The 15,733-nt window shown below is 69.6% G+C and carries 19 protein-coding genes; 8 read left to right on the top strand and 11 right to left on the bottom strand.

The features are described from left to right. Window positions 1-340: hypothetical protein (locus tag ACWIVK_RS12215; RefSeq protein ID WP_448577003.1), on the bottom strand; the 340-nt coding region annotated here is incomplete at its 3' end. After that, on the bottom strand, window positions 337-669 hold the full coding sequence (locus ACWIVK_RS12210; protein WP_448577001.1) for a beta-N-acetylhexosaminidase: 333 nt from the start codon (window positions 667-669) through the stop codon (window positions 337-339). The genes ACWIVK_RS12210 and ACWIVK_RS12215, both read right to left, overlap by 4 nt. Before the next feature lie 94 nt (window positions 670-763). Between ACWIVK_RS12210 and ACWIVK_RS12205 the strand changes: the two genes are divergently transcribed. Then, window positions 764-898, top strand: a complete 135-nt coding sequence (locus ACWIVK_RS12205) for a hypothetical protein (RefSeq protein WP_448577000.1) — start codon at window positions 764-766, stop codon at window positions 896-898. Between the two features lie 85 nt (window positions 899-983). On the opposite strand, the gene prpB is transcribed toward ACWIVK_RS12205, so the two are convergent. The 3 genes from prpB to mmgD are packed head-to-tail and all read right to left on the bottom strand — an operon-like array spanning window position 984 to window position 4,503. After that, a complete protein-coding gene (prpB, locus tag ACWIVK_RS12200; protein ID WP_448576999.1) occupies window positions 984-1,907 on the bottom strand; it encodes a methylisocitrate lyase in 924 nt (307 codons plus the stop codon). A gap of 3 nt (window positions 1,908-1,910) precedes the next feature. After that, window positions 1,911-3,356 (bottom strand): bifunctional 2-methylcitrate dehydratase/aconitate hydratase, encoded by a 1,446-nt coding sequence (locus tag ACWIVK_RS12195; protein WP_448576998.1) that lies wholly within the window; start codon window positions 3,354-3,356, stop codon window positions 1,911-1,913. A 25-nt stretch (window positions 3,357-3,381) separates the two neighbouring features. Continuing rightward, the gene (gene mmgD, locus ACWIVK_RS12190) at window positions 3,382-4,503 is read right to left on the bottom strand and encodes a citrate synthase (protein ID WP_448576996.1); all 1,122 of its coding nucleotides are present in this window, start codon (window positions 4,501-4,503) and stop codon (window positions 3,382-3,384) included. Window positions 4,504-4,820: 317 nt separating this feature from the next. On the opposite strand from mmgD, the gene ACWIVK_RS12185 reads away from it, so the two are divergent. The 5 genes from ACWIVK_RS12185 to ACWIVK_RS12165 are packed head-to-tail and all read left to right on the top strand — an operon-like array spanning window position 4,821 to window position 7,393. Then, the gene (locus ACWIVK_RS12185; RefSeq protein WP_448576995.1) at window positions 4,821-5,387 is read left to right on the top strand and encodes a hypothetical protein; all 567 of its coding nucleotides are present in this window, start codon (window positions 4,821-4,823) and stop codon (window positions 5,385-5,387) included. Continuing rightward, the gene (locus ACWIVK_RS12180; protein ID WP_448576993.1) at window positions 5,374-5,730 is read left to right on the top strand and encodes a winged helix-turn-helix domain-containing protein; all 357 of its coding nucleotides are present in this window, start codon (window positions 5,374-5,376) and stop codon (window positions 5,728-5,730) included. The genes ACWIVK_RS12185 and ACWIVK_RS12180 overlap by 14 nt, the downstream gene beginning before the upstream one ends. Further along, on the top strand, window positions 5,727-6,647 hold the full coding sequence (locus tag ACWIVK_RS12175; RefSeq protein ID WP_448576991.1) for an ABC transporter ATP-binding protein: 921 nt from the start codon (window positions 5,727-5,729) through the stop codon (window positions 6,645-6,647). Before ACWIVK_RS12180 ends, ACWIVK_RS12175 begins: the two co-directional genes overlap by 4 nt. A gap of 3 nt (window positions 6,648-6,650) precedes the next feature. Next, the gene (locus ACWIVK_RS12170; protein WP_448576990.1) at window positions 6,651-6,983 is read left to right on the top strand and encodes an ABC transporter permease; all 333 of its coding nucleotides are present in this window, start codon (window positions 6,651-6,653) and stop codon (window positions 6,981-6,983) included. Then, window positions 6,980-7,393 carry an ABC transporter permease gene (locus ACWIVK_RS12165; protein ID WP_448577004.1) on the top strand — a complete coding sequence of 138 codons (414 nt, stop codon included), beginning with the start codon at window positions 6,980-6,982 and terminating at the stop codon, window positions 7,391-7,393. Before ACWIVK_RS12170 ends, ACWIVK_RS12165 begins: the two co-directional genes overlap by 4 nt. A gap of 113 nt (window positions 7,394-7,506) precedes the next feature. On the opposite strand, the gene ACWIVK_RS12160 is transcribed toward ACWIVK_RS12165, so the two are convergent. The 5 genes from ACWIVK_RS12160 to ACWIVK_RS12140 all read right to left on the bottom strand — a co-directional run bounded on the left by ACWIVK_RS12160 (window position 7,507) and on the right by ACWIVK_RS12140 (window position 12,640). Next, entirely contained in the window at window positions 7,507-8,370 is an 864-nt protein-coding gene (locus tag ACWIVK_RS12160; protein WP_448576989.1) for a hypothetical protein, read from the bottom strand. Window positions 8,371-9,103: 733 nt separating this feature from the next. Beyond that, the gene (locus ACWIVK_RS12155; RefSeq protein WP_448576988.1) at window positions 9,104-9,472 is read right to left on the bottom strand and encodes a hypothetical protein; all 369 of its coding nucleotides are present in this window, start codon (window positions 9,470-9,472) and stop codon (window positions 9,104-9,106) included. Window positions 9,473-9,730: 258 nt separating this feature from the next. After that, on the bottom strand, window positions 9,731-10,612 hold the full coding sequence (gene lysX / locus ACWIVK_RS12150) for a lysine biosynthesis protein LysX (RefSeq protein ID WP_448576987.1): 882 nt from the start codon (window positions 10,610-10,612) through the stop codon (window positions 9,731-9,733). A gap of 55 nt (window positions 10,613-10,667) precedes the next feature. Then, window positions 10,668-10,895, bottom strand: coding sequence for a hypothetical protein (locus ACWIVK_RS12145; protein ID WP_448576986.1), 228 nt, complete (start codon window positions 10,893-10,895; stop codon window positions 10,668-10,670). A 704-nt stretch (window positions 10,896-11,599) separates the two neighbouring features. Then, complete coding sequence (locus tag ACWIVK_RS12140) at window positions 11,600-12,640, bottom strand: proline racemase family protein (protein ID WP_448576984.1); 1,041 nt, start codon at window positions 12,638-12,640, stop codon at window positions 11,600-11,602. 96 nt (window positions 12,641-12,736) lie between these two features. Here ACWIVK_RS12140 and ACWIVK_RS12135 point away from each other — a divergent pair, with 96 nt between their 5' ends. Together ACWIVK_RS12135 and ACWIVK_RS12130 are read left to right on the top strand one after the other, a co-directional pair. Further along, window positions 12,737-13,204, top strand: a complete 468-nt coding sequence (locus ACWIVK_RS12135; RefSeq protein WP_448576983.1) for a DUF6917 domain-containing protein — start codon at window positions 12,737-12,739, stop codon at window positions 13,202-13,204. 206 nt (window positions 13,205-13,410) lie between these two features. Further along, window positions 13,411-15,027 carry a thiamine pyrophosphate-binding protein gene (locus ACWIVK_RS12130; protein ID WP_448576982.1) on the top strand — a complete coding sequence of 539 codons (1,617 nt, stop codon included), beginning with the start codon at window positions 13,411-13,413 and terminating at the stop codon, window positions 15,025-15,027. Here ACWIVK_RS12130 and ACWIVK_RS12125 read toward each other — a convergent pair. Next, the gene (locus ACWIVK_RS12125; protein WP_448576981.1) at window positions 15,009-15,347 is read right to left on the bottom strand and encodes an endo alpha-1,4 polygalactosaminidase; all 339 of its coding nucleotides are present in this window, start codon (window positions 15,345-15,347) and stop codon (window positions 15,009-15,011) included. The two genes, ACWIVK_RS12130 and ACWIVK_RS12125, sit on opposite strands and share 19 nt — an antisense overlap. Window positions 15,348-15,733 lie beyond the last annotated feature (386 nt).

Raw genomic sequence — 15,733 nt, 5'->3', positions numbered from 1 at the left:
GGAGATCGGCCAGCGTCTCCGCTGTGCCGAGAGCGGCGGAATCACCATCGCGGGGAGCATGCGCCAGCAGAGCCGCCAGCTCGGGCGCTTCTCGCACCGCACGCTGACGGAACGCCTCGATGTGGAACCCGATGACCTCGTGCGTATCGGGATCGACGAGGAGCGCCAGCCAGTCCGGTTCGGCGAGAAAGATGCTCACCGCTGGACGCTCGCACTCGCGCCAGAACACGAGCAGCTCATCGGCCGTCGAATCGAAGACGACTCGGAGAGATCCCGTACGCATCGACTCGCGCAGCTGATCGCGCGAGGGAACTTTGGGACGGTACTCGTACACGCTCACTGTTCGCGCCTCCAGACCGGCTCCTCGGACCGGTGCAGCCGATCGACTGGGTAGGCCGTTACCACACGCGCCGGATGCCATCCCCGATCCACAACGACTTTCAGGTATGCAGCGACCGGCAGCCCGAGTTCGCTCGCCGCTCGATAATAACACTCTCGTGTGGGAAAGTTTCGATCCTGTGCAATCAGGAGTGGATCCTCGATCGTCTCGAGGACGTGCTCGAGACGCACCAATCCTCGCCCTGGCCTCTGCCGGATATGCTCCCAGGCAGAGGCAGGAAGCTCCACCTGCAATCCCCGGGGGTCAGTCACACTCCCGAGTACATCCACTCGCGAGAAACCTCTTCACGCCGAGTCCGTCGCCAGGATCCACGCTGGACCTCCCGCAGCGACCGGGATCCGTCGCCACCAGGTCGGGGAGATCGTGAGCCTAGCTGTCGATCCCGGCCTCTCCGGCGGCGAACCGCTCCACATTCCAGCCGAGTGGATCGGCTCGGTCACCGCCGAAGCTGTCCACCTCACCGTCGACGCCGCGACCGCCCGACGCGGCCGCCGCTGACGGATCCGATCCACCGCGATCGGCTCGTCGCCCTGCTCGGAGGGAAAACCCTTCACCGAGCGCCGTCCGAGCGCTGCCGGCCTCCTCACCCCTCGCGTCCGACCTCCCACTCCGGCAGGGTCGAGCGCGCCAGCGTCGCGTCGAACTCCTCGTAGGCGAAGTAGCCGAGCAGCTCGTACAGTTCCGCCCGCGTCTGCATCTCCCCCACCAGCCCGCGCGTCGTCCCTTCCGCAGCCAGTGTCCGGTAGAGCCGCTCCATCGCCTTGGCAGCCACCCGGAGAGCCGAGACCGGGAACAACGCGATCCGGTAGCCCCAGTCCGCCACCTGGGCCGCCGTGAAGGCGGGCGTTCGACCGAACTCGGTCAGGTTGGCCAGCAGCGTGACTCCTGGCAAGGCCTCGGCCACCGCCCGGAACGCCTCCTCGCTCGGCAGCGCCTCCGGGAAGATCGCGTCGGCCCCCGCCGCGAGATAGCGGCGCGCTCGCGCGATCACTCCCGCGAGCCCTTCCTGCTCGTAGGCATCGGTCCGGGCGATCACGTAGAGGTCGGGAGCGACCGCCTTGATCGCCCGCACCTTCTGCTCCAACTCTTCGGCTGGCGCCAGAAGCTTGGCCGAGAGATGCCCGCACTTCTTCGGCTGCTGCTGGTCCTCGATCTGGACCCCCGCCACGCGTGCCTCGACTAGCTCCCGCGCGGCCCGGGCCGCATTGAGCACCCCACCGTACCCGGTGTCGATATCGACGATCAGCGGGAGTTCGGTCGCCCGCACGATCTCGCTGGCCCGTTCGACCACTTCCTCCAGCCCGATCATCCCCAGGTCGGGAAGCCCCCGGCTCGCCGTCAGCGCGGCACCCGAGAGATAGAGGGCTGGAAAGCCAGCGGCACGCGCCAGGAGTGCCGAGAGCCCGTCGTAGACGCCCGGCAAAACGACCAGCCCGCCTGCGACCCGCTCACGGAACGCCCCTGCCAGTTCCCGTTGCGTCCGCGGCTGCTGCCGGATCCAGCTCATCCCTCACCCCCGGTGCAAAGCATCCAACAGCTGGTCGACCGCCAGCTCAGGCAACTCCGGATCGTCGAGCAAGAGCTGCTCCAACGCAGCTGCCCGCCGCTCGGGATAGACCAGGCGGAGCGCCCGCGCCAGCTTCTGCCGCAAGAGCGGAAGCCCTTCGGCTCGCCGCCTCGGATGCCCGATCGGATACTCGACCAGGACCCGCTCGGTCCGGCTTCCGTCGCGGAAGACGACCTGTACCGCATTGGCGATCGACCGCTTCTCGGGATCGAGGTAGTCCCGACTGAACTCCGGGTTCTCGACCACGCGCATCGTGGCGATGAGGGCCGGGATGCGCGGATCGGAGGCGATCGGCTCCAGATAGTGCTCGTAGCGGAGTTCGCCGTAGAGCAACGCCACCGCTGTCATGTACTGCAGCGAGTGGTCGCGGTCGGCCGGATTGGCGAACGGTCCCGGCTTGTCGATGATCCGCTTGGCCGATTCTTGCGTCTCGATGACGATCTCGGCGATCTCCTCCAGCCGGTCGCGCACCAGCGGATGCAAGCGCAGGGCCGCCTCCACAGCCGTCTGGCCATGAAACTCAGCGGGGAAAGCGATCTTGAAGAGCACGTTCTCCATGACGTAGCTCCCCAGCGGTCGCGCCAGGACCACCGGTTGACCCCGCAGGACCACGTCCTGGAACCCCCACTGCGGTGCGCTCAGTGCCGTCGGATACCCGGGCTCGCCCCGCAACGCGAGCCAGGCGAGCCGGACCGCTCGGCTCGTCGCATCGGCCGCGGCCCACGATTTGCGCGGACCCGTATTGGGAAAGTGCCGATAGGTCCGCAACGCTGGCCCGTCGACCCAGGCATTGGAGACCGCGCTCACCACCTCCGCGAACCCGCCACCCCAGAGCGCTGCTGCCACGGCCGCCGAGGCGACCTTGACGAACTGGACATGATCGAACCCGACCCGGTTCAAGCTGTTTTCGAGCGCCAGCACGCCCTGGATCTCGTATGCCTTGATCGCCGCGGTCAGGACATCGCGCACACGGTACGGCTGCTCACCGCGCGCCCGCCGTTGCCGACTCACGTAATCGGCGACCGCCAGGATCGCGCCGAAATTGTCCGAGGGATGGCCCCACTCCTTGGCTAGCCAGGTGTCGTTGTAGTCCAGCCAACGGATCAGCGCGCTGATGGCGAAAGCTCCCGCGACCGGATCCAGCACCAGGCTCGTCCCCGGGACCTTGACGCCACCCGGCACGATGGTCCCGGGCGCGACTGGTCCGATGAGCTCGGTGCAATCGGGATGGACCAGCGCCTCGCAGGCGCAGGCCAGCGAATCGGCCAAGGCCAGCCGAGCCGTCTCGGCTGCGACCGGACTCGTGATCTCCGCTTCCAGCACGTAGCGCGCGATCTCCACCAGCACCGCGTCCGGTGCTGGCCGCGCCCCGCTGGCTGTCTCGCCCACGGTCTTCCTCCCTCTCGTCCCAGCGTCACGGCTTGAGTCCACGCGGGCCGGTATAGAGCACGCGCGGCCGGAAGAGCCGATTGTGCGCGTGCTGCTCGACCACATGCGCGACCAGCCCCGCGGTGCGGGCTGCGAAGAAGATCGGCGTATAGAGTTCGATCGGGATCCCGAGCACCCAATAGACGGGTGCCGCGTAATAATCCAGGTTCGGGAAGAGTCCCTTCTCGGCGCGCATCACGTCCTCGCCGCGCTGGCACATGCGGACCAGCTTCTCCCCCTCCGGGTCCCCCTTTTGCGCCACCAGCGCCGCCAGCGTTTCTTTGAGCAGCTGTGCCCGCGGGTCCATCCGCCGCATGTAGACCCGGTGGCCGAAGCCCATGATCCGCTCCTTGCGGGCCAACTTCTCGCGGATCAGCCGCTCCAAGCCGTCCTCGTCACCGGCTTCGAGCAACATCTCCATCACTGCCTCGTTCGCACCGCCGTGCAAGCGCCCCTTGAGCGAGGCGACCGCGCCGGTCAAGGCACCGTAGAGGTCAGCCAGCGTCGAGGCGATGACCCGCGCCGCGAAGGTCGAGTTCGGGAGCTCGTGCTCGGCATAGGCGATCAGCGTCTGATCGAAGGCGCGCACCTCGGCCGGATCAGGATCCCGCCCGACGATCATCCAGAGGAAGTTCTCCGGATAGGAACGGCGCCGGTCAGGCAGCAGCGGCTCACCCCCTTCGGCGACCCGGATCAGGTTGGCCACGATCGTCGCTGACTGCGCGATGACCCGGAAGCCGCTCTGCCGGTCCTGCTCCGGATCCGCCGAGTTGGCTGCCTGATCCCAGCCACCCAGCGCCGAGACCGCCGTGCGCAAGCGGTCCATGGCATCCATCTCGCGCGGCAGCAGCCGCAAGATCTGCCAGATCTCCGCCGGCACGTCGGCCACGGCCAGCAGCTGCTGCTCCAGTGCCGCTCGCTCCGCCTCGGTCGGCAGCTGGCCATTCACCAGGAGCCCCACGACGTCCACGTAGGTCCGCTGCCGCGCCAGGTCGAGCAGGTTGTAGCCGCGGACGACGATCTCCTCGTGGTCGACATCGAGATAGGAAATCGCCGTTTCGGTGGCGATCACGCCCTCCAACCCTGGACGGTACTCCACCGCACCCATCGCTTGCCTCCTCAGTACCACGACGATACCGATCCACTCGCCCTGATTCTAACCCTCCATTCGAGAAGCCGGACGCTGTGTGCTGCAGATCCGAACAACGGGCGACTTCCCCTTCCAGCCTCCCCGCGTTCGCCAGTCAGCCGCACTACCCGCACTCGCGCGCCACTGCCACCCGTCCGCTACGCGAGCGCCCCCGATCCGCGCGATCCCCGCCTCCTCGAACAGCACGGGCTCCACCCCTTGACGACATCACAAAGACGGAGTACTTTGTGTTACAAAGCACTCCACAGCGGCATCGCACCGACCGGAGGGTCACCGTGCAGCGGCCGGAACCGGAAGAAGCGCTCACCACTATCGCCCGCACCCAACAGACTGTCCGACGAGCCGTCCTCCGCTGGACGCTGGCACCGAGCCTCGCCGTCTGGGGACTGGTCTGGCTCGTCGGCTACCCGGCCAGCCTCGTGCTCACCGGCGACGCGCTGACCCTGCTCTGGATCGGACTGGTCACACTCGGGCTGGCGGTCTCCTTCGGTACGCAGCTCGTCGCAGCGCGCCGCCTGCGCTCCCCGCAGGGTCGCCGCATCGGGCTCTCCTGGGCTGTCGCCAGTGGCTATCTCGTCCTGTGGGCCTCGCTCCTCTTCCCGCGCGATCCCGAGTTGGCCAGCTTCGTCCTGGTTACCGCCATCATGGCCGGCTACGTCCTCTACGGCATCTGGATCACTCGCTTCATGGCTGTCCTCGGGCTCTTCGTCACCGCGGTCGCCGTCGTCGGCCTCCTCCTCGGCCCCGTTCCCTTCGCGCTGTCGGTCGGCCTCCTCGGTGGCGGTGCCCTGGTCACCGGCAGTCTCTGGCTCTGGTGGAGCAGTCGCGATGACGCTCGATGATCGCATCCACCAGCCGACGCGCCTGCGCATCATGGCCGCGCTGGCTGCGCTCGCGCCGGAGAGCGAGATCGAGTTCACCGCGCTCCGCGACCTACTCGGCCTCACCGACGGCAACCTGAGCACCCATTTGCTGCGCTTGGAAGAAGCTGGCTACATCCGTGTCCGCAAGACGTTCGTCGGGCGCAAGCCGCGCACCTTTCTCGCGCTCACGCCGTATGGTCGCGCAGCCTTCGAGCGCTATCGTGCCGCACTCGTCGCGCTCTTGAGCGGCCAGTCGCCGCTCCCAGCCGACTCCCTCCCTGGCGATCACGACGGTTCCGACGAGAGAGGAGGCTCCGCGTGAACGTCGTCGAGGTCGCGGACCTCCGCAAGACGTATGGCCAGGTCGTCGCGGTGGCGGGCGTGAGCTTCACCGTTCAGGACGGTGAGATCTTCGGTATCGTCGGCCCGAACGGTGCTGGCAAGACGACGACCATCGAGTGTCTGGAAGGATTGCGCCGACCCGACGCCGGCACCGTCCGAGTCCTCGGGTACGACCCCTGGCGCGAGCGCCGTCGCCTGGCATCCCAAATCGGTGTGCAGCTGCAGGAGAGCGCGCTGCCCGACCGCTTGCGCGCCGGTGAGGCGATCGCCTTGTTCGCGAGCCTCTACCCCCGCACGCTCGACCCGCGCCCGCTGCTCGACCAACTCGGACTCAGCCAGCAGCTGCGCACCCCCGTCGCCAAGCTCAGCGGTGGGCAGAAGCAACGCCTCTTTCTGCTCCTCGCCCTGCTGCACGACCCCCGTCTCCTCTTCCTCGACGAGCTGAGCACCGGACTCGACCCGCACGGCCGTCGCGCTGTTTGGCAACTCGTCCGCGCCACCCGGGCACGCGGCACCACGATCCTGTTGAGCACCCACCTCATGGACGAAGCGGAGGAACTGTGCGACCGCGTCGCCGTCTTCCACCAGGGCCGGATCGTCGCGCTCGATACCCCATCGCGCCTGATCGCCCGTGTCGTCGGGAGCCTGCGCGTGAGCGTTCGGATCCCGGAAGGCGCTCCGCTGCCGCCGCTGCAGTCCCTTCCCGGTGTGCGCCGGATCCAACGCGAAGACGCGACAGTCGTCGTCCACGCCGACGACGACCGCACCGTCGCCGCCGTCGTCCACTGCCTCGTCGAACACCAGGTCCCCCTGCGGGAGCTGCGCGTCTCCAGCGGTCGACTCGAAGACGCCTACCTCGTCCTCACGGGCACAGCGGTCACTCGAGAGGAGCAGTGAGTCATGCGCGGCCTCGTTCGCTTGACACTGACCGAGTTCCTCCTCGAATTGCGCGAACCCTTCAGCGCCTTCTTCTCCCTCGTCTTCCCGCCGCTCCTGGTCGTCATCTTCGGGAGCATCTACGGCAACGCACCGCGTCCAGAGAGCGGCGGCTTCGGCGTCATCGACCTGGCCGTGCCCGGCTATATCGCCATGGTCATCTCCACGGTCGCCGTCTTCAACCTCCCCATCGCGCTGGCCGCCTACCGAGAACGCGGTGTGCTCCGCCAACTGGCCCTCACCCCGATCTCGCCCGCCGCGCTCTTGGCCAGCCAACTCGCCGCTCGCGCCTCCTGAGCGCGCTCGGCATCAGCCTCCTCCTGCTGACCGCTGAACTCGGTTATGGGCTCCGTTTTGCCGGATCGCTCCCGAGCGCCCTCGCGGCAGGGATCCTCGGCTTCCTGGCGATGATGGCCTTCGGCTGCGCGCTCGCTGCTCTCGTCCCCAGCGCACGCACGGCGCTGGTCGTCGCCTTCGTCGTCTTCTACCCGATGGCGTTCTTCTCCGGCATGGCGCTCCCACCGGAGATCCTGCCCGAACGCGTGCGGCAGATCGCCGAGTTCCTCCCGGCTACCCCGATCGTGACCCTGCTCCGTGCCGCCTGGACCACCGAACCGTGGTCGGATCACTGGCGCGCACTGCTCCTCCTCGCCGCTTGGACCGCTGGCTCGCTCGCCACGGCCAGCTGGCGCTTCCGCTGGCAGTGACGAGCCACGACCAGCACCGGTCAGCGACCGACCCTGGCTCGCCCCGACCGCGCCAGAACAGGGGAGCGGGGGCGATACCCCGCTCCCCTGACCATCCATCCGGACCAGTCGTGTCAAGCGACCCAGCGCTCGCGGGCTGCCTCCCACCCGTGCACCTGCACCCGCTGGAGGGTCGCTTCGACGAAGAGCACCCGCTCGCGCGCCACGGACTCCTCCGCCTCACCGGTCAGGACTCCCCCCAACACGACCGGCACCGCCACGAGGCCAGCCTGACGCAGCAGCCGTGCCCATCCCCAAGCGCGCGAGACGTCTTGGGCATCGACGACACGCGACACCTCGACGACCAGCCAGATCTCGCGCTGTCCATCCAACGCGAGACGTCCCCGGGCGAGCAGGTCGGCATCGAGCAGGCGCGCGAACGCGTCCGGGCTCAGCAGGGGGCGCAGCTCACGCTCCCACTCACCGGGCGGCCGCACCCGGATACCGCGCAGGAGCCGCCCCAGCCACGAGCTGAGCCGGCGCTCGGCCCGCAATTCCAGGAGTTCGCCGAGTGCCATGTCCGCACGCTCAGCCACTTTATCTAACCGCTGGGAGAGGATTTGCACCGTCTCGCTGAGCCTTTCGATCTGCCGCGAGTGCTCAGCGACCGTCTCCCGCAGCTCAGCGATCTGCCGGGTATGCTCCTGCACCACCACGCGCAGCTCGGCGATCTGCCGGGTCTGCTCAGCAACCGTCTCCCGCAGCTCAGCGATCTGCCGCGTATTCTCGCGCACCGCCTCGATCAGCTCCGCCACTTGGCGCGAGCGCTCCTCGTCGCGCCGGACCGACTCGGCCAGGAGCTGCTCAGCGCGGGCCAGCCGCTCGGGAACCGTCAAGAGCTCCTCGCTCAGCAGCAAGCGTCGCAACTCGCTCCGCCATTCCGGGTGCTGCGCGAGCAACCGCACCAGATCCTGGAAGTCCTCGACCGTGAACGCCATGCACGTTGCTCCCTCTCGTTTGTCGCTCTACGTTATTATAAGGATGATTCCTCCCCTTGGATCGCTGACCGATCCGGCATTCCCGCCGGCACGAGCGCGCCAGGCGACCGGATCGCGGCGGCCGGCACCGACGCCGGAGGGTACGCTGGACAGCATGGCCACCGGGCTCCACGCCCCCGTTCGGTGGAATCCGGCCGAGGCCGCGCGCCGCTCGGCCCGGGGAACCCCGGCCCTCGCGGGCCGGCGGGTCAGGCACCGCCTGACCCCTACAGGACGAGATCGTGCCGCCCAACCGTGGGGTAGACATGTGCCTCGCCGAGTGCAACCGCCCCACCTGCGTAGGGGCGAGGCGCTGCCTCGCCCGGCCGCGCCGGATGGCGCGGGAAATGCCGTGGCACATGTCGGCCGGCGGCGATGGGCCTGGCAGATGGCCGACGGGCCCCGGTGGCGGTCTGCCGGCCCTGCCGGGCCGGATGGGTCAGGCAGCGCCTGACCCCTACAAACGGGGGGCGCGCGTCGCGGTGATGCCCTTGTGCCCGACCGGGGATGGGTCGTCCCGGCCTCGTAGGGGCGAGGCGCTGCCTCGCCCGGCCGCGCCACCCGGCGCGGCAATCGACCGCGCCGTCCACGCCCGGCCACGACGCACCGCCCGGTCACTCGCTCGCTGCGCCGAGCAGCCCGCCGAGCAGCGCGCCGAGCCCGCCGAGGAGCGCCACCACGAGACAGATCAGCGTCAGGACACCCAGACAGCCCACCCCAGCCAAGCCGAAGACCGCAGCCCAGCTGCCGGTGCCCCCTCGGCCAGCACCGTCCGCCGCGCCAGGAGACCGGAGATGACCGGAACCGCTACCCAGATCGGCAAGACGAAGCAGGTGGCCACACCGAGAGTGAGACCGGTCAGTGCCCCGAGCAGCACCAGCACCACCCACCAGCCGATCAACAGCCCGATCGCTCGCGCCAACCGCCCCGCGTAGGCGTGACCGACACCGAGAATGCCGAAGTAGCCGAAGATCGCCTCCAGCGCCAGTGCGATCCAGCCCGCCGTCTCGATGTCCACCTGGCGCGCCGGGCCGAGCGCGCGCGGTCGCATCGGCTCGTCCATCGCCCACCCCCTCGTGTCTTCGACGCACTTCGCCGACCAGCATGGCACGATCCAGCCGCACGCGCAACCGTCCGTTCGGCAGAGGATCGGCTCCGCCGCGTGGAAACGACGGAAACGAGACAGGCTGCTCGATCGACGGGGAAAGGCGAATACAGCCAGCTCAGCGATCGCCAGGAGACCAGGCACGGCGCACCGGCCGCTCCCCCAGTCCGGCGGCTCAGCGCTGAGGCTGGGTACCCTGACAGGGCGCGCGGCCGCTCAGGAGGCCGCGGCCAGCGAGAGCGGTCGCTCGGCCCGTGCCACCGCCAGCACGTAATCGGCGACCCGTCCCGGAATATCGACCCCGGTCGGCGCGATCGAGTTGCGGAACTCCATCGTCGCGTTGACCTCGTTGACCAGGAGACCGCGCTCGGGATGCTCCAGCACGTCGACCGCCAGGACGCCGCCACCCAGCGCTCGTGCGACCCGCCCGCACAGGTCAGCCAGTTCCGGTGTCACCGGGCAGTTGGACGCGCGACCACCGCGCGCCGTGTTGGTGACCCAGTGGTCGGAGGTCCGGTAGATGGCGCAGATCGTCTCCTCGCCGACGACGAAGGCGCGGATGTCCCGACCCGGCTTGGGTACCCACTCTTGCACGTACAGCGTCCCGTGGTGAAAACCGCCGAGCATCCGCTTGTGCCGCAGCAGCTCCTCGGCCGCGCGCCGACTGTGCACGCGCGCCAAGAGCCGACCCCAGGATCCCAACGGCGGCTTGATCACCACCGGGTACCCCAGTTCGTCGGCTGCCGCCAGTGCTTCGTCCGGACTGAAGGCCACCATCACCCGCGGCTGCGGGATGCCAGCCGCGGCCAGCAGCGCCGTCGTCCGCAGCTTGTCGTTGCACACTTCCAAGAGGGACGGTGGATTGACTACCGGAATCCCCCACGCCGCGAAAACGCTGGCCACGTGGAGCCCCCGTTGCTGGCTGACCGAGCGTTCCACCACCACGTCGTACCGCGGCGGCGGGCTGGTCAGCTCGAGCCGCAGCTGCCGGTCGACGATCCGCTCGACCACCGCCCCGCGCTGCTCCAGCGCCGCGATCAAAAGCCGCTCTTCCGCTCGCAAGAGTCCATAGACGAGTCCGACACGCACGCGCTCCACGACTGACCTCCGACACCACTGCGACCGACCGGACACCGACGGGACCGGGCCACGCTCAGGCCGAGCGTTTCGTCCCGCGTTTGTCCGGCTGGGCACCGTGGGTCGCGAGGCAGCGAGCCTGGCGGACGAGCACGCCGTTTTCTCGCTCGGCAGGGAGATGATTCGAAGAAAAGAGGACCAGCGAGTCGATCGAGCACGCAGGCCAGGACAACACTGGCCGCCTCGCCCGGTCACCCCGGCGCTGTCCATTGGTTCGATCCTGGTGCTCGACCACTCGCTCCATCGACGAGATCGCTCCTCGCAAACGAAAACCGCTCACCCCGGCGGGGGCGAGCGGTGCCGTCTCGCGGTACCACCCCGCTTCGCCGCGCCCTCGCGGGTCGCGGCCTCGCCCACTCGGCACGCACCGAGTGTCGCCCGATAACGGGGGCCACCGTCGTCGCCTACCCCGCGCGATGCGGCTCGGGACGCAGCTCCGAGGCCTTCTTCCCCAGCAGTGACGGGCCGCCTTTCCACCACCCGCGGCTCGCTGGACCGCTCCCGCTGGGTACTCTCCTCTTCGCCGCCTTTGCGGCGCTCCGTTGTCGTCTTGGAGCCTACACGAGTCGAGCGCTCTTGTCCAGTACCAGGAACTGGCTGCTCCTCCCACCCCGCTGTCCCCGTCTGCCGCGCCGGCACGGTTCCCGCCCGAGCAGCCGAGGCCGCACGCTTCGCAACGCAGCTGGAGCGTGGCCCACCGCCCGCCGGGCAGGGAAGACCGACGCACCGGCTCGGTCCGCGAGCGACCTGGCTCGTCTCCCGCTCCCGGGACGAGCCCGCCGACACACCCTCGTTCCCTTCTCCGGCGACGCCTGGCCGACGGCAGAGTCGAGCGCCGCGTCGTCGCGCTCCGGCTGAGTCATGGAGCCGGCACCGGCTGACTCGGTCCACCGCACACCGGCAGGACAGTGCGCCCAGTCAGCGTGCCGGGACAGTGCCAGCCGCCCGCTACAGCAGGAAGCCGGTCGGGAAGGGATCATCGTCGCGCAGGACGAGCGTCGCGATCCCCATGCAGTAGGACATGGTGCTGATCTCGCTGTGGATCGCCTCCCCCTCGCGGCGCACCGCTCGCGCGGCGAAGCGCAACCCCACCGGACTCTCGTGGAAGTAGGACGCACCGAGCGGCAATCGCCCGCTCGCCACCAGCGCCGCCACGCGCGCCGCTGTCCCTGTCCCCGAGGGGGTGCGCCCCATCGTGCGCGGCGCGTAGAAGTTGGCGACGCGTGCTCCCGACGGTTGCGCCGTCGAACCGACCGCGAGCGGCCGACCGTCCTCGTCCAGCTCCTGCACTAGCGTGACCAGATCGACCGCTCGCCCCTGCGCCACGCCGGGCACGTCGGCCCGCAGCTGGGCCCGCGCCGCCTGCCAGAGCATCGTCCCCACGTCGAGCAGGCGCTCGCGTGCCGCTGGAGCGAGCTCGGCACCGAGTTCCAGACCGAGCGCCGTCGCATCGGCGAACGCGTACAGCAGCCCGCCCCAGGCGAGCGTCACTGGCACGGCACCCAACTCGGTCTCGAGCGACGCTGCCCCCAACGCGTAGGAGGGGCCACTCGCCATGGTCGCCGCGACCACTCGCCCACCGCGCAGCGTGACGCGCACCGGGACCGGGCCGAGCACGGTATCGAGCACCAGCTCCTGCTCACCATCGTCGGTCGTCCGCGGGACCAGCCCGCTCTCCACCAACGCGACCGCCACGCTGAACGTCGAGTCGCCGCAGGCATCGAAGTACCCATCGGGGTGGACGAAGATCACGCCAGCATGACTCTCCGGTCGCTCCGGCTCGGTGAGAAAGGCACCCAGCAGGTTGCGGTGACCACGCGGCTCCCGCACGATCAGGGCACGCACGTGATCGTAGCGGGTCGCCAGGTCCGCCTGTTTCTCGCGGATGGTCCGGCCGCGGAGCGGTGGGCAACCGGCGACGACGATGCGCGTCGATTGGCCGTGGTGGTAATCCCAGACCTGAAGCACATGGCGCGCCTGCCCGAACATCTCGCCTCTTCCCCGTGCTTTACCCTGATCCGCGCGCACCGTGCGCGCTGCACCTGGGCCATGATACCGCCAGCGACGAAGCAGGAGGTGAGCAGGATGACGCACGATCGGGAACCGTACGCGCGAGGCATCGTTCCGGAGCGACCGTTCGCTGCGGTCCGACCGCTGGTCGGCGAACTGGTCGCCGTTTTGGCCGTCAGCTTCCCCGACCGCAACCTGGAGCTGGAACCGTTCGGCTCGCGGGCCTTCCCCGATGGTGCCATCGCCGAACTCTGCGTGACCGACCAACCGGACGCTCGACCGGGACAGCGTGTCGCCCGGGCCGCGTATCTCGGCTTCGTTCGCTTCCCCATCGGGGGAATCGTCGCCGTGGGCGCACGCTGCTTCGTGGACGGGGAGGCGATCGGCGAGGTGGTCGGATTCGATGGCGCCCATGCTCCCAACCACTGGAACATCGTCGTGCGCAGCGCGCACTTCGCCGATGGCGCAGCCCGCGGCCTGCGCCTCGGCGCCACGGTGACGCTCAGCAGCTCGGGGAGAGCGAGCGAGCCGGACGGCCACTGACCGCCGTCCGCATCACGCGCCGCAGTCGGTGCATCGCCAGGCTGCCCACTACCGGGCCCGCCGCCGATCGGCGCACCAGCCCGCCGGTCGAGCAGCCACCCCGCCCGGTGACGAGCCAGGCAGCCCGGATCCCGTCCCACTGCTTGCGCTCCAGCAGTCCCGTCCCCTACACTGCCGCCGACCGGACCGCGGGAAGGAGCGGAGCGATGACGACCGTCGCCGAAGTCGTCGCCCAGGAACTGCGAGCAGCTGGGGTGGACCGCGCCTTCGGGCTTCCCGGTGGGGAGGTACTGGCGCTCATCGACGCGCTGCGGCGCGCGGGGATCGCCTTCACCCTCTGCCGGCACGAGGCAGTCGCCGGCATCGCCGCCGGTGTCTACGGCAAGCTCCGCCGCACCGCTGGCCTCGCCGTCGCCACGTTGGGACCCGGCGCAGCCAATCTCCTGCTCGCCGTCAGCAACGCTTGGCTCGACCGCGAACCGCTCCTCGCCATCACCGCCGACCTGCCTGCCAGTTGGCCACCGAGCCACACGCACCAGCGACTTCCTCTCCACGACGTCTACCGACCGGTCACTAAGCACGTCGAGGCAGTCACGCCGCTCGACCCGCACCGCCCGGTCCGGCGTGCCCTCGTCGCCTGTACGAGCGAGCCACTGGGGCCGAGTTACCTCACGCTGTCGGCCGAAGATGCGGTGCTCCCAGCCTGCATCCGGCACGAGGAGTCGCTGGTCGCCCGACCGGTCACGGCTCGGGAAGACGCTCGAGTCGCTGCCCAAGAACTGGCGCGTCGCCTAGCCGAGGCCGAGCGACCGCTCGTCGTGGTCGGTCTGGGCGTGCGGCCGGAAAACGCGCCAGGGCTGCGGCACTGGCTGGCCGCGTGGCACCTCCCGGTCGCCGTGACGCCCAAGGCGAAGGGACTGGTGGACGAGCGCGACCCAGCACTCGACTTCGTCGGCGTCATCGGCGGGATGGCGATCGACGACCTCATGGTCGAAGCCGTGCAGCGAGCCGATCTCCTCGTCGGCTTCGGCTTCGACCCGGTGGAGGTGGACAAGACCTGGCACGCGCACCGTCCGGTGCTCTGGGTCCTGGAATCGGCCCAGACGACAGGCCTCCTCCCGCGACGCAATCTTCTTCTCTCCGACCACCACGAGCTCCTCGCCGCACTCGGCGAGCAGGCTCCACCGCGCCGTTGGGAGCAGCCGTTTCGGGAGATCCAGGCGGAGCGAGCGGCCATCGCGGCCGGGGAAAGCCGGGCCCCTGCTCGGGGACTCGCCCCCGTGCACATCGTCGCGGCGCTGGCCGCCGTCCTCCCAGCCGAAACGATCGTGACGACCGACGTGGGATCGCACAAGTATCTCTTCGGTCAGTTCTGGCCCAGCCGTCACCCGGAGACGTTCTGGATGTCGAACGGCTTGTCCGGCATGGGGTACGGGCTCGCGGCGGCGATCGGGGCCAAGCTGGCACGGCCCGCTGCGCCGGTGCTGGCGGTCCTCGGCGACGGCGGGTTCTCCATGGTCTGCCAGGAACTGGAGACCGCCCGGCGCGTCGGTGCACCCCTGACCGTCCTGGTCATCGCCGATCGCTCCTACTCGCTGATCCGCATCGGCCAGGAGAACCGAGGCCTGCCCCGCTACGGTGTCGACTTCGAGCCGATCGATAGCGTACTCGTCGCGCGAGCATGCGGCTGCGCCGGCACAGTGGCCCGAACCCCCGACGAACTGGCCGCAGCGGCTCGCCAGGCGCTCGCCGCCAACGAGGCCGGCTTACCGTTCGTCATCGAGGTACCGCTCGATCCGGACGCCTATCGACCGATCGTCTGAGCGCGCACTCGCCAGCAGGGGCGCGACCAGGCATCGAGTTCGCGCCGCTTCAGTTGCGCGCTCAGTCCGAAGCGCCTGGCCTCCCGGCAGATGTCCGCCAGGCTCGTCCCGTGCGCGACGTACTCGATGGCGAAGACCGGCTTGCCCGCCTGCCGGAACGGCGCAGTGAGCCCGCACCAGCCTTCAGCGAGACAGCTTTCCACGAGAATGCGGTCGACGTCGCCGACCAGCCCCGTTGCCTGCTCGGCATCGTTCTCGAGCCCGATAGCGAGCCCGCGCGCGTGCGCCTGCTGGGATCGGCACGCGAGGGGACGGCGCACACCCCCACGTTGGATGGGTCAGACGCTGCCTGACCCGCCGGCACGCCAGGGCCGGCAGTCCCCCGGTGGGGCGATGGGCATGGTGCCGGATGGATCGCCGGCGCCGCCGATACCTGGCGCAGGTGTTTCCCGCCCCTCCCGGCGCAGCGGGCGAGGCAGCGCCTCGCCTCCACAACAACAGGGCCGAGTACCACCGGTGCGACCGATACCGGCCACCGGTCGGTATCACCGGCCCCGTCCTGCAGGGGTCAGGCGGTGCCTGACCCGCCGGCCCGCCAGGGCCGGCAGTCCCCCGGGTAGGGCGATGGGCGCGGTGCCGGATGGATCGCCGGCGCCGCCGATACCTGGCGCAGGTGTTTCCCGCCCCTCCCGGCGCAGCGGGCGAG

It is taken from the genome of Thermomicrobium sp. (assembly GCF_053493975.1).
Note: the sequence above shows the minus strand (reverse complement) of the source record. Positions and strands in the feature narration are given on the sequence as shown.

Coding starts and splice junctions, on each gene's coding strand:
- prpB (WP_448576999.1), bottom strand. CDS start 1,907: ATGAGCTGGATCCGGCAGCAGCCGCGGACGCAACGGGAACTGGCAGGG.
- ACWIVK_RS12140 (WP_448576984.1), bottom strand. CDS start 12,640: ATGTTCGGGCAGGCGCGCCATGTGCTTCAGGTCTGGGATTACCACCAC.
- mmgD (WP_448576996.1), bottom strand. CDS start 4,503: ATGGGTGCGGTGGAGTACCGTCCAGGGTTGGAGGGCGTGATCGCCACC.
- ACWIVK_RS12170 (WP_448576990.1), top strand. CDS start 6,651: ATGCGCGGCCTCGTTCGCTTGACACTGACCGAGTTCCTCCTCGAATTG.
- ACWIVK_RS12135 (WP_448576983.1), top strand. CDS start 12,737: ATGACGCACGATCGGGAACCGTACGCGCGAGGCATCGTTCCGGAGCGA.
- ACWIVK_RS12160 (WP_448576989.1), bottom strand. CDS start 8,370: ATGGCGTTCACGGTCGAGGACTTCCAGGATCTGGTGCGGTTGCTCGCG.
- ACWIVK_RS12180 (WP_448576993.1), top strand. CDS start 5,374: ATGACGCTCGATGATCGCATCCACCAGCCGACGCGCCTGCGCATCATG.
- ACWIVK_RS12145 (WP_448576986.1), bottom strand. CDS start 10,895: ATGGAGCGAGTGGTCGAGCACCAGGATCGAACCAATGGACAGCGCCGG.
- ACWIVK_RS12130 (WP_448576982.1), top strand. CDS start 13,411: ATGACGACCGTCGCCGAAGTCGTCGCCCAGGAACTGCGAGCAGCTGGG.
- ACWIVK_RS12155 (WP_448576988.1), bottom strand. CDS start 9,472: ATGGACGAGCCGATGCGACCGCGCGCGCTCGGCCCGGCGCGCCAGGTG.